Consider the following 11773-nt stretch of genomic DNA (forward strand, 5'->3'; position numbering starts at 1 on the left):
ATGTTTTTGAGAATTATAACATTTTCATAACTTTACAATCAGCAAACTTTCCTAAGTTTGTAGCCCCTAGAATCTGCATACCTTACCGAAATTGCTATGATCAAAAAAAAAATCATAGTATGAAAAATGTATTACTCGCCGTAATAGGCCTTTTTATTTCTACAAGTTTATTTTCTCAGGTTGGAATTGGGACCTTAACTCCTTCAGATGCTTCAATGCTCGATGTAAGTAGTACTTCCGATAGCGGAGTTACCTACAAAGGATTTATGCCACCAAGAGTTCCTTCAAACACCGAAAGAGATATGATTGCCCCAACGGTTACTGATGTTGGACTCCTAGTTTTTGTAGAAAGCACTTCTTGTTTACAAATTTGGAGTGGAACAGCATGGGAAAATGTATTTTGTAACGCCACAGGAGTGGCTGCTTCCGACTTATTTATTTCTGAATACGTTGAAGGTTCTTCAAATAACAAAGCGATAGAAATTGCTAACTTTACAGGAGCTACAGTCAATCTTGATAATTATCAGTTATTTTTAAGTAGGAATGGTGGTACTACATCGGATGTAATTACGTTTAACACGGGTTTTATGTTAGCTGATGGTGCAGTTTATGTAATAAAACATGCTTCGGCATCTGGAGCTATCATAGCAAATCAAACTGATTCTAATTTAAATTTCAATGGTAATGATGCGTTGGTGTTGCAAACATCAGCTGGCGTCAATATTGATGCGATTGGAACCGTTGGTGACGCGACTGTGTATGCGCAAGATGTAACTTTGCAAAAACAACCAACATTTGGACCTTCTTCGACCTATACTCCAGCTAATTTTGATTCTTTTCCAGTAGATACTTTTACCGGTTTAGGATCTCATACATATTAAGAAACTTAAAATATTATCGATCACAAATCTTGATTGATAGGATAAAAATTTTAAGTGTTATTATTACTAAAAAGCCTTCAATATTAATTGGAGGCTTTTTTTATCTTACTTTTTTAACAAAAGCATTATATTTATTTCTTAAAACCAACCAAATGAATGTTTGCTTCATAATGTATCCCTGGGAACAGATGGATCCCGAAAATGATTCTACGCTCGCCCTGATACACGAATTTGTGAAACGTGGGCATGGTCTTGCGATCACAACCCCCGCCAATCTTACTATTAGAGACAGTGTTGCTATTGCCTTTTCTAAGGTGATAAAACGAAAAGAAAAAATTTCGGCAGCGTTAAAGTCTTTTCACACAAAATCTGAGTTTTACGATGAGATGTTGCCCTTGGCAGGATTTGATGTGATAATTCTTCGCTCTAATCCGCCATTGGACATGATAATGCTTAATTTTCTCGATTCGGTAAAGGATGATGTTTTTATCATGAATGATCTTGATGGCATCCGAAGAGCAAATAACAAGCTATATACTGCCGTTTTTGAAGATGAAAACAACGAGATACTTCCGCGAACACATGTTACTAAAAATAAGGAATACCTTAAAAAAACAATCAAAGAAGGCCCTGATAAAATGATATTAAAGCCGCTCAATGGTTATGGTGGCTCGGGAGTTATCCTCATTGAAAAAAGAGCCATGCTAAGTATCAATTCGTTATTAGATTTTTATATCGATAATGCCGATGGTACTTCAAACTATGTAATTCTTCAAGAATACATCGAGGGAGCAGAACAGGGAGACGTGCGTATTCTTATGCTAAATGGACGTCCTATAGGATCAATGAAAAGGGTTCCCGGAGATGAAGATCACCGTTCAAATGTGAGTGCTGGGGGGTCTGTACAGAGACATTCTTTAACTAATCAGGAAAAGGAATTATGTCGTCGTATTGGTCCGAAGTTGGTAAAAGATGGTTTGTATTTTGTTGGTATCGATGTAATCAATGGAATGTTGGTGGAAGTGAATGTGATGTCACCCGGAGGGATTACTTATATCAATAAAGTGTATAAAGTGAGGCTTCAGGAAAAAATAATCGACTTTGTAGAAGATAAGGTGCTCGAAAGAGTCGCCGCATTCGAAAGAAGAAAGAAGCTTCGAAAGCATGTGGATGACGCATAATACACAATTTAACTCTTTTTTATAATTCAATTTTAACCCAGATTCTATGGAACGATTAAGCGTTTCAGAAATAATTAATAAAATTACGACGGAAGAAACCTTCGAAGCAGTTGCCGAGGATTATTCGTTTACCTTGAAAATAGACGCTTACGTGCCTTATGTTTGCGCTGCTGTTCATGACGGACATCAATTCCGAAGTGAACTTTGGGAAAAATGTTTACACACTGAATACGATCGTTGGTTTGAAGAAGATCCGTGTACTAAGGAGTTTGTTAAATCTCACCCAATTGTAATTGCCGGTTGTGACAGCCGATTCGAGTACGATCTAAATCGGGATCCGGAGAATGCCATTTATGAGGATGCCTGGGGCAAAAAGTTATGGAAAACTCCGCTAAGCGACGAAGAACATTCCAAAAGTTTGGATAAGCATCACGCGTTTTACAGTGTGGTTCATGCTCTAATTTCGGTCCTTGAAGCAAAATTCGGTGCTTTAGTGGTGTATGATATGCATTCATATAATTGGAGACGGTGGGATAGAGAAGTTCCGGTAGTCAATTTGGGCACGTCTAATATCGACAATAATCGTTTTGGAAATTGGGCAGAATCCTGGAGGGAATCTCTTTCGCAATTGGTTTTACCAAATAGGGTAGAAGCGACATCAAAAATTAACGACACCTTTCAGGGAAATGGTTATTTTCTGAAATATATTACCAATAACTTTAAAAATACCTTAGTTTTGGCGACTGAGTTTAAGAAGATCTATTGTGATGAATTAAAAGAGCTTATTTTTCCTGAAGTAGTTGCTGCTATTGAGAAACAGCTTCAGAAAAAACTCCAATCACATGCCGAAGCCTTCTACCAGACGTTCAAAAAAGAGTAGCATGCAGTCCGAAATCCCTATTGAAACAAATCCAAATTTATTCAGAATAGATAATCATTTGAACAATTTAGTTCAGAAGATCGAACTGCTCAATTATGTGAATCCTATCAATATTGAACAGGAAAAACGAAACTTTTTCTCTTCCAAATACAATGTCAATCCTAATTTCAAGTACCGAAAAATAGATTTTAATCCGCATAAACTGCAGCAAGAACTATTTTCGCAGGATATAGATTCTATATTAGATGATGATTCCAGAGCCTTTTATCAGGATGTTATTTACGATTATTCAGGATTAATACAGTGTATTGAGGCGATAGGACAAGGACGTAAGTTTTATTATAATTCGTTGAAATCATTCGGAACGCCTACACAAAAGGATGTTGAAAATGCTCAGTTTATACTTCATTTTAAAGATGAAGAGTTTAACCAGGAAATGTTCCCGGTTTTTAATGTAGATGAAGCGGAAGCCTATTTTAGAGAGTTTGTGAAACGCTATGATTTTGAGCTTAAAATCAAGCCTTCAACCAAATTGGCGGCAGCCGCAATGGTTTTAAATAATTCGCAGACCTTATTACTCAAAAAGAATCATAGGTTTAGTGCAAATCAATTAAAAGTATTGGCCAATCACGAGATTGGAGTACACCTTGTAACTACCTTTAATGGTTTAAATCAGTCTTTAAAGATCTTTCATAATGGCTTTCCAAATAACGTTGAAACTCAGGAAGGTTTGGCGGTATTTAGCGAATATATGAGCGACTGCCTAACATTACATAGACTCAAAGAGCTTGCATACAGAGTAATTGCGGCCGATAGTTTACATAAAGGATTTAATTTTTGCGATACCTTCGATTTGTTGCATAATCAGTATAAATTGAATCGCGAAGAATCTTATAATATAAGTTTGAGGGCTCATCGTGGGGGAGGTTTTACCAAAGATTATATGTACCTCACTGGTTTAAAGAAAGTGTATGATTACTACCATGCCAACAATAATATGGACGTATTGCTCGCCGGAAAAGTATCCATTGAAAATGCACATATAGTTTCAAAGTGGCAAGAGAATGGTCTTGCACAGGATATTCGGTACAGAAATGATGCTTTCAACTCCAACAAAAACTCGAATGCGACCCTTAATTTTATTCTGCAGCATTTAAAATAATCTATGCTAAAAAAGACAGTATCGTTAGTTTTCATCCTTCTTACATTTAATGTTTTTTCTCAGAACATAAATGTCGACGATTTAAACAGTAATGAAGCTTTTGTAACATTATTATCAAATTCAAAAGATCTTAAATACGATGAAATTCTAGCTTCTTACGATGCTTTTCTCAAATCGAATCTCGATAATATTGAAGTTCAGGTTTACCGTTGTAAATTTATTGGATCGGCATATTATGACACTTACGAGGATTATGACCTTAATTATGAAAAAACAGAAGCTTGTCAGAATACACTATTTGATAATTATCCAAAGCATCCTGATGTCATTTTGTATAAGCTAGAAACACTTTGGGGTGACGAAAAAGGGGTGTATTTAGATGAAATATTAGACGAGTTTTACAAAGAAACTACTTCTTGGAATGATAAACAGGAAGCCGAATTATTCGAATCGGCAGCCTATCAATATGAGGAAAACGATGATAACAAGGCAATTTCTTATGCCGAAAAGGCATTATTGAAAAATGACAGTCTGGATCTTTCAGTAATGTTGGCACGAGCTTATATTAGAGAAGGAAAGAAGGAGGAGGCCAAAACGCAATTGTTGTCGACCCTCGAATTTGATAGCGAAGCCTGGGTTTTGAGTCAGAAGGGGGAATTATTGATTGAACTTGACGAAACCGATACTGCGCTTGAAATTTTTGACAGGGTTGAAAAAAAGGATTCTTCATATGTAAACAATGAAAGTCTGTATAAAATATTCCTAAAGAACGGTGACCCGGAATATGCGAGGTCATTTTTACTTAAGGATACGCTCAACGAGTATAATAAAAGCGCCAACCTTCAAGCTTTGTTGAAGCATGACATGGATCATTCAAATGGTGAGACGGCGCTGGCTGTATATAGAAAGTTGCAGGAGGAAAGCTATTTTGATGATTTCTTCGGAATAAAACGTTTTGAGATCTTCTTAAAAGCTCCATTTCAAGGCTGGAGTATTAATGAAATATCACATATCCCACTATTACTTTTACTTTTTCTAGTTCTTTTGGTATTGCCTTATATTTGGGTACTTCCCGTTTATGCGCTAGGAAAATTTTTCCGAAGCAAACGTTTTACTATCAAAACGGATCTTCCAAATCTTTGGGGACTAAAACACTTCTGGCTAATTAGTTTTGTGTATTTATTGGCTCAAGTACTGTTGGTGCTGGTTTATTACTATGCAGATTATATGAATTATTTCTTTGATGTGACCTATTCATATTTAGATGAAATAAGCAATGAGACAGATATCCTCACAGCCAACTCCATTATTTTCTTTACTTGTTCGACCTTCGTTTTAACATTGCTATTTTTAAATAAGAAGCGATTACATTATATTTTTAATTCGAAGATTAGCATTATTCGCATGCTCGTTTTGAGTTGGGGCTTCGTGATTCTAAATGGTATAATTCTTAGAATACTAGGCAGTTTTATCGACCTTACTGATGTTGTTTATTACATCACTTCTTTGGATATTGAAGAAGAAATAAGTGTCTTGATTGCACAGCGAGGTTTTATTCTCACGGCTATACTCGTCGCCGGTCTGGTTCCATTTTATGAAGAGATCATCTTTAGAGGAATCATACTTTCTTCTACCGAAAAACACATTGGCTTTGTCAAGGCGAACATCTTTCAGGCCGCGTTATTTGCAACAGTACATTTTAATTTGGGCCTTTTTATCTTCTATTTTATTTTCGGTCTTATTACCGGATATACCGCAAAGCGCACTAACGGACTACTTACCGGAATAATATTTCATGCCGTCAATAATTTCCTTGTGGTTTGGGCACTTTACAATGCATATAAGCTCGTTTCGGGTTAAATTGAGCTTCCATTTATTTTAATAAAATTGGTTTCATCGAACGCAAAATTGAAACTAATATTAAAAAAGAATCTGGATTCTAAAGGAATTTTTTCTTAAGCTCTGGAGTAGGGATCATACAACTTTCTTTTTTGCCAAACCATTTGTAACGATTCTTCGCAATAAAATTATAAACAGCATCTCGAATAAATTTTGGAAAAATCATAAACCCATAGAGTAGGGAATAGCCCCCGGAAAGTTTACGAGCAATTCTTAAAGCCGCAGTGGATTTTATATAAGCTTTCCCATTATCAATCAAGATAACCGAATCCGTATCGGAAGTGTCAATACCGTGTTCCGTAATCATCACCATGCCCACAGCACTTTGCAATGGAGTAAATCGGAATATATCCTTATTATCATTCTTGATAATCCGAACAATAGTGCTATTGCAGAGGTTACAAACCCCGTCGAATAGAATTATTTTATGTTTTGTTTCTTTTTTCAATTTATTATGTATTGGCCTAACAAAATTTGAAAGCAGTTCTTTCGTTCCTACTGCCGAAAGGCAGGATTCCTCTTACTTCTTACTTCTTACTACTCACTGCTTAAAACTACACCTTTTCCAATTCCTCCACACTCACATTAGTCGTAAAAATACCATAATTAACAAAAGCCTTGTTTTTCTCCAAACTGTCAATGGTTCCAATTGCCTTTCCATCGATCATACGTACTCGATCTCCAATTTTTAAGGTCACTTTTGGTTTAGGAGGAGGAGCTTTCTTAGCTTCTGCCTTCTCTTTCTTTTTTCTTGTTCTAATAACTTCGACCTTCTGTTCTACTTCTTTCTGGGTGATACGTTCTTTGGCTTTGACAACCTTTTTAGCTTTTGGAGCTAATTTTTTTCGCTTGCTATTTTCGACCATGACCATTTTCATGAGCTCATCCTGCAAATGTTTTTTCTGTTTATTGTTGAAATATTTTTCAGAAAGTACATCAAACTTCTTGCCCAAACTAATCATCTTCTGGTTCGTATCATATAACTCCTGATAGCTTTCCAATTTATCTTGCACCTTTAAGTTTATCTCTTCCAATTGTTTACTTTCCAGTCTCGCTTTCTTTTCTGAAGACTCTAAAGATTCGGAGGTTTTTCGAAGTTTTGATCGTTCTTTCTGAAGGTTAGCAATGGTTTTATCGAAACGAATCTTGCCCCTTTCAATTTTTTTCTTGGACCTGTTAATCAGACTATACGGAATTCCATTTTTCTGTGCTACTTCAAATGTGAAGGAACTTCCGGCTTCTCCTAAATGTAGTTTGTACAATGGCTCTAGTGTACGACTATCGAACTGCATATTCGCATTAATCGCATTTGGTAATTCATTAGCCAGCAGTTTCAAATTGGCATAGTGGGTGGTAATAATTCCGAAGGCTTCTCTTTCGTAGAAAACTTCCAAAAATGTTTCAGCCAGCGCTCCTCCTAACTCCGGATCGCTACCAGTTCCGAATTCATCAATAAGAAACAAGGTGTTTTTGTTACACTTTTTTAGAAAATGGTTCATCTTCTTTAAACGATAACTATAGGTGCTTAAATGATTTTCAATCGACTGATTATCGCCAATATCGGTAAGGATACGATCAAAAAAACAAAACTCACTTTGAGGCTCAACTGGAACCATCATCCCGCTTTGTAGCATAAGTTGTAAAAGTCCTACTGTCTTCAGAGTAATACTTTTTCCTCCTGCATTGGGTCCTGAAATCACTATAATTCGACCGTTAGGGTCTAATGCGATACTCTGCGGATACGTTTTCTCTTTTCGTTTATTGTTAGCTGCCAATAATAATGGATGGTAGGCGTCTATTAAAGATAAAATCCGATTCTCACTAATTATTGGAAGAGCTGCTGAAATTTTTACAGCGTATTTCGCCTTTGCAGACAGCATATCCATATCTATTAAATAAGCCTGATAGGAAGCTAGTAATTCCTTGTAGGGTCTAATGAATTCGGTGAGCTGTTTTAGGATTCTTTTTACCTCTTCAAGCTCTTCGTATATAAGATTGCTTAATTCGTTGGTGAATTCCAGCGTGTCTTGAGGCTCTATATATACAATGCTTCCGGTTTTAGAATTCCCGAGTACGGCACCTTTTATTTTTTTGCGATGCATTGCTTTTACTGCCAATACTCTACGATTGTCCACGATAGTTTCCCGAATATCATCCAGATAGTCCGCTTGGGCATAACGGGTTAATGCTTTTAAAAAGGAAGAATTAATTTGTCCTTTTACAACATTTAATCGTCTTCTAATAATTCCCAATTGAGGGGAGGCATCGTCGCTTATTTCGCCGTATTTGTCTATTATTTTCTGAATAGCTTCGGAAACATCCGAAGTATAGTCTACTGCTTCAGAAAGCTCGTTAAGATGGATGTAAAACTCTTCGTTTTTTTTGAAGAATTTGAGAAGGATTCTTGTCGTTTCAGAAACAGATAAAATTCTTCTGAAGCCAGATACTTCCAAAGTACTATTTTCAATATCCAATAACTGCAGTTCCTTGAATATAGGCTCAAAACCATGATTGGGAATCTGATTGTCACCATCTAATGATACCGAGAATTCTTTCACTCGTTGTAATTCCGGCTCAATTTCTTCCGAAGTTAAAAAAGGAGTAATTGATAAAACCTTTTCCTTTCCCGGATTGGTAATACAAAAGTCTGAGACCTGTTGCAAAACCGACGGAAATTCCAGGTCTTCTAAAGTTTTTTTATCGATGCGAATCTTTCCCAATTAATCATGTAATTTTGCACAAAAGTACTAATTATGGATGTAAAATTACCATCAGATTGGCAGACTGTTCTCAATGAAGAAATTAGTAAAGATTATTTTCAGAATCTTATAGAATATATAACAACAGAGTATGAAAATAATATATGTTATCCGCCTGTAAGTCAAGTATTTTCTAGCCTTAAGCATACAAAGTTTAAAGATGTAAAAGTCGTTATTTTAGGACAAGATCCTTATCACAACCCCAGCGAAGCGAATGGTTTGGCTTTTTCAGTGAATGACGGAATTCGAATTCCACCATCGCTGCGAAATATTTATAAAGAGCTAAATAATAATCTTCAAAAAGAAATTCCAAAAAGTGGAAATCTGGAAGATTGGGCAAATCAAGGAGTTTTACTTCTTAATTCTATCTTAACCGTTAGAGAAAATGATCCCGGAAGTCATCGAAAGAAAGGATGGGAAGAATTTACAGATGCAGTGATAGACAAACTTGCTGAAGACCGAAAGGATCTGGTTTTTTTACTCTGGGGCAATTACGCCAAAAACAAAGGAAAAAAAATAGACAAGAACCAACATCTGGTACTTGAAAGTAGTCACCCGTCACCCTTAAGTGCCAATAGAGGTGGGTGGTTTAATAAAAATGTCTTTAGTGAGACTAATAAATATCTAACTGAAAAAGGGAAGACACCAATTAAATGGTGATTAAATACAGTTAAAAATATGAAAGTCGGGTAGCTAACTACTCGTCTTCCGGTGCTTTTGGTTCTGTTGTATCGTTACAGCTAAATTCTAGTAAAAGATAATTAGTAACAAGCAAGCTCCCCAAGATGATTAAAAAAGTGATCATAATACTTACTGATTTATATAAGTAAGATGCAGGATATGTTTCGGGGTTGCGTGTGAGAAGAAAAAAAATTATAAATTCTTTAATATGGCATCTGCGGGCATTTTGGAAGTGATCAAATCTAGTTTTAATAGTTGGTCTTGGATATCTTTTAAAACTGATTTTGAGAGTTGTTCCTGACTCCATTCCGTTAAAGACAGCCATGTACGAACATCTTCCAGTTTTTGTCCGTAACGATGCGCAATCATAACATCGATCTCCGGAATCTCTTTAAAGTCTTCAGTTGTGATATTGATAATATCGAGAATTTTTCTTACACTATCTTCATCATTCTCTAAAACGTCATTTCGTACAGCAATAACAAAACAAGGCCAGGGGGTAGGGCATTCACCTATCAATCTGAATATACCATTATCAACATAGGGTTTCGTCATAAACTTCTCCCACATAAAATAATCACCATTTCCTGCGGGTAGATGCTCCAAAGCACCATCCAGATTTTTTATTACCGTAAAATTAAGATCCTCCTCAGTGTTCCACCCATGATTTTCGGCATTCACGTAGGCCATTAAGTGTGATCCGGAACCAAACCTACTTATCGCCGCCTGCGTTCCTTTTAGATCCTTTACTTTCTTGTAATTCGAGTTATCGGCAACATGAATCCCCCAAATAAGAGGTGATTTTACAAATACTTGTACAATCTTACATTGGTTACCGTTAATGATGTCGCGAACCATTCCTTCTGTTAGAATGACAGCCATATCAATTTGTTTTTCTCGCAAAGCCTTGCACATTTGCCCGGTACCTCCAGAGAAATCCTTCCATCGAAGATTTATACCCTCCTTCGTATATTCTTTGTCCCTCAAGGTTAAATACCATGGCAAGTTAAAGTGTTCAGGAACACCGCCAATTATAAAATCTTTCATTCTGTGAGTTTGTTTAGCGTATATTCAATTAAACGTTCTACTGTTTTTTGAGGTTGTTTACTAAATGTTCCATTCGCACGATTGGCCAGTATCGCATTTAATGATATAGCCTTATGCCCTAATAATTTCGCCATTCCATAAATACCAGAGGTCTCCATTTCCAGGTTGGTAATCCTATTTCCAGTATATACAAACGAACCAATTTTCTTATTAAGGTCATCATCTTCCAAGTCGAGACGTAGTTTCCTGCCTTGTGGACCATAAAATCCAACATTAGTCGCAGTGATTCCTTTTTTCATTTCAACGGAATTGAACAATGCTAATAAGGAGCTATCTGCCGAAACTACATAAGGATCAGATTTTTTAGGGTTCCAATGAGTGTGTTTTATAAATGCTTCGGAAAGGTCTGTCTCTAGAAAACCTGTGTTACCATAGAAATGTAGCAGGTTGTCAAATCCGATAGCTGCTTCACTTGCTAGAAAACTATCTACAGGAATGTCTTTTTGAATGGCTCCTGAAGTTCCAATTCTTATAATTGTAAGTTTCTGAAGTTTCTCTCGTATAGTTCTGCTTTCGAAGTCAATATTCGCCAAGGCATCTAATTCATTAAATACAATGTCGATATTATCGGTTCCTATTCCGGTAGAAATCACAGTAATTCTCTTACCTCTGAAGCGTCCCGTATGTGTTTTAAACTCCCTTTTGGAAACATTTACCTCTATAGAATCAAAGTGTTTAGACACTTGAGCAACGCGGTCCGGATCCCCAACAGTAATTACTGTTGATGCCAAATCATCGGGTTTTAAATTTAAATGATAAATACTACCATCTTCATTTAGAATCAGTTCACTTTCTCTTATTGGGGTCTTATTCAAAATTATATTTTCATATTTAAAAATCCATTGAAATCGTTGCACGCTCTAACCGCCAACACGTTTTGTCTTAAAGCCTTTATCTTGTAAAAACTTCATAATCTTATCCCGAAAGTCACCCTGAATAATGATTTGATTATTCTTAAAACTCCCACCTACACTTAGCATTTGTTTGATCTCCTTGGCGAGTTGTTTGTAATCAGAATCGGCGCCGGTATATCCTTCTATAATGGTAATGGGTTTCCCTTTGCGCTTTTCGTATTTACAGATCATGGGCTCTTCTTGTAACCACAATGTTGTTTCTTCCTGTTTTTCAGGTTCATTAACGGGTTCATGATCGGGAAATAAGTTCTTTAATTGATCTTTAAGGTCCATTTATTTAATATTCGCAATTTAAGTTTTTATTGAAAC

The 11773-nt window shown here is 36.2% G+C and carries 11 protein-coding genes; 6 read left to right on the top strand and 5 right to left on the bottom strand.

Annotation, left to right across the window (positions count from 1 at the left end):
* Positions 1 to 119 precede the first annotated feature (119 nt).
* The 5 genes from BXY75_RS05475 to BXY75_RS05495 all read left to right on the top strand — a co-directional run bounded on the left by BXY75_RS05475 (position 120) and on the right by BXY75_RS05495 (position 5964).
* Complete coding sequence (locus tag BXY75_RS05475; RefSeq protein ID WP_121906717.1) at positions 120 to 881, top strand: lamin tail domain-containing protein; 762 nt, start codon at positions 120 to 122, stop codon at positions 879 to 881.
* 152 nt (positions 882 to 1033) lie between these two features.
* The gene (gene gshB, locus BXY75_RS05480) at positions 1034 to 2062 is read left to right on the top strand and encodes a glutathione synthase (protein WP_121907359.1); all 1029 of its coding nucleotides are present in this window, start codon (positions 1034 to 1036) and stop codon (positions 2060 to 2062) included.
* Between the two features lie 46 nt (positions 2063 to 2108).
* Positions 2109 to 2942, top strand: coding sequence for an N-formylglutamate amidohydrolase (locus BXY75_RS05485; protein ID WP_121906718.1), 834 nt, complete (start codon positions 2109 to 2111; stop codon positions 2940 to 2942).
* A 1-nt stretch (position 2943) separates the two neighbouring features.
* Entirely contained in the window at positions 2944 to 4104 is a 1161-nt protein-coding gene (locus BXY75_RS05490; protein ID WP_121906719.1) for a flavohemoglobin expression-modulating QEGLA motif protein, read from the top strand.
* 3 nt (positions 4105 to 4107) lie between these two features.
* Positions 4108 to 5964 carry a CPBP family glutamic-type intramembrane protease gene (locus BXY75_RS05495; protein WP_121906720.1) on the top strand — a complete coding sequence of 619 codons (1857 nt, stop codon included), beginning with the start codon at positions 4108 to 4110 and terminating at the stop codon, positions 5962 to 5964.
* 79 nt (positions 5965 to 6043) lie between these two features.
* Here BXY75_RS05495 and BXY75_RS05500 read toward each other — a convergent pair whose 3' ends face one another.
* Positions 6044 to 6451, bottom strand: coding sequence for a thiol-disulfide oxidoreductase DCC family protein (locus tag BXY75_RS05500; RefSeq protein WP_245962921.1), 408 nt, complete (start codon positions 6449 to 6451; stop codon positions 6044 to 6046).
* A gap of 106 nt (positions 6452 to 6557) precedes the next feature.
* Positions 6558 to 8723, bottom strand: coding sequence for an endonuclease MutS2 (locus BXY75_RS05505; RefSeq protein ID WP_245962922.1), 2166 nt, complete (start codon positions 8721 to 8723; stop codon positions 6558 to 6560).
* Between the two features lie 33 nt (positions 8724 to 8756).
* Here BXY75_RS05505 and BXY75_RS05510 point away from each other — a divergent pair, with 33 nt between their 5' ends.
* On the top strand, positions 8757 to 9422 hold the full coding sequence (locus BXY75_RS05510) for a uracil-DNA glycosylase (RefSeq protein WP_121906722.1): 666 nt from the start codon (positions 8757 to 8759) through the stop codon (positions 9420 to 9422).
* A 213-nt stretch (positions 9423 to 9635) separates the two neighbouring features.
* Here the strand turns inward: BXY75_RS05510 and BXY75_RS05515 are convergent, their stop codons facing one another.
* The 3 genes from BXY75_RS05515 to BXY75_RS05525 are packed head-to-tail and all read right to left on the bottom strand — an operon-like array spanning position 9636 to position 11737.
* Positions 9636 to 10490, bottom strand: a complete 855-nt coding sequence (locus BXY75_RS05515; RefSeq protein WP_121906723.1) for a substrate-binding domain-containing protein — start codon at positions 10488 to 10490, stop codon at positions 9636 to 9638.
* Positions 10487 to 11365 carry a nucleoside phosphorylase gene (locus BXY75_RS05520; RefSeq protein WP_121907361.1) on the bottom strand — a complete coding sequence of 293 codons (879 nt, stop codon included), beginning with the start codon at positions 11363 to 11365 and terminating at the stop codon, positions 10487 to 10489. The genes BXY75_RS05515 and BXY75_RS05520 overlap by 4 nt, the downstream gene beginning before the upstream one ends.
* Positions 11366 to 11410: 45 nt before the next feature.
* A complete protein-coding gene (locus tag BXY75_RS05525) occupies positions 11411 to 11737 on the bottom strand; it encodes a translation initiation factor (protein WP_121906724.1) in 327 nt (108 codons plus the stop codon).
* Positions 11738 to 11773 lie beyond the last annotated feature (36 nt).

It is taken from the genome of Ulvibacter antarcticus (genome assembly GCF_003688405.1).
Lineage (GTDB): Bacteria > Bacteroidota > Bacteroidia > Flavobacteriales > Flavobacteriaceae > Ulvibacter > Ulvibacter antarcticus.

Excerpts from the sequence above, each read along its gene's own strand:
- BXY75_RS05475 (WP_121906717.1), top strand. The coding sequence starts at position 120 with ATGAAAAATGTATTACTCGCCGTAATAGGCCTTTTTATTTCTACAAGT.
- gshB (WP_121907359.1), top strand. The coding sequence starts at position 1,034 with ATGAATGTTTGCTTCATAATGTATCCCTGGGAACAGATGGATCCCGAA.
- BXY75_RS05485 (WP_121906718.1), top strand. The coding sequence starts at position 2,109 with ATGGAACGATTAAGCGTTTCAGAAATAATTAATAAAATTACGACGGAA.
- BXY75_RS05490 (WP_121906719.1), top strand. The coding sequence starts at position 2,944 with ATGCAGTCCGAAATCCCTATTGAAACAAATCCAAATTTATTCAGAATA.
- BXY75_RS05495 (WP_121906720.1), top strand. The coding sequence starts at position 4,108 with ATGCTAAAAAAGACAGTATCGTTAGTTTTCATCCTTCTTACATTTAAT.
- BXY75_RS05510 (WP_121906722.1), top strand. The coding sequence starts at position 8,757 with ATGGATGTAAAATTACCATCAGATTGGCAGACTGTTCTCAATGAAGAA.
- BXY75_RS05515 (WP_121906723.1), bottom strand. The coding sequence starts at position 10,490 with ATGAAAGATTTTATAATTGGCGGTGTTCCTGAACACTTTAACTTGCCA.
- BXY75_RS05525 (WP_121906724.1), bottom strand. The coding sequence starts at position 11,737 with ATGGACCTTAAAGATCAATTAAAGAACTTATTTCCCGATCATGAACCC.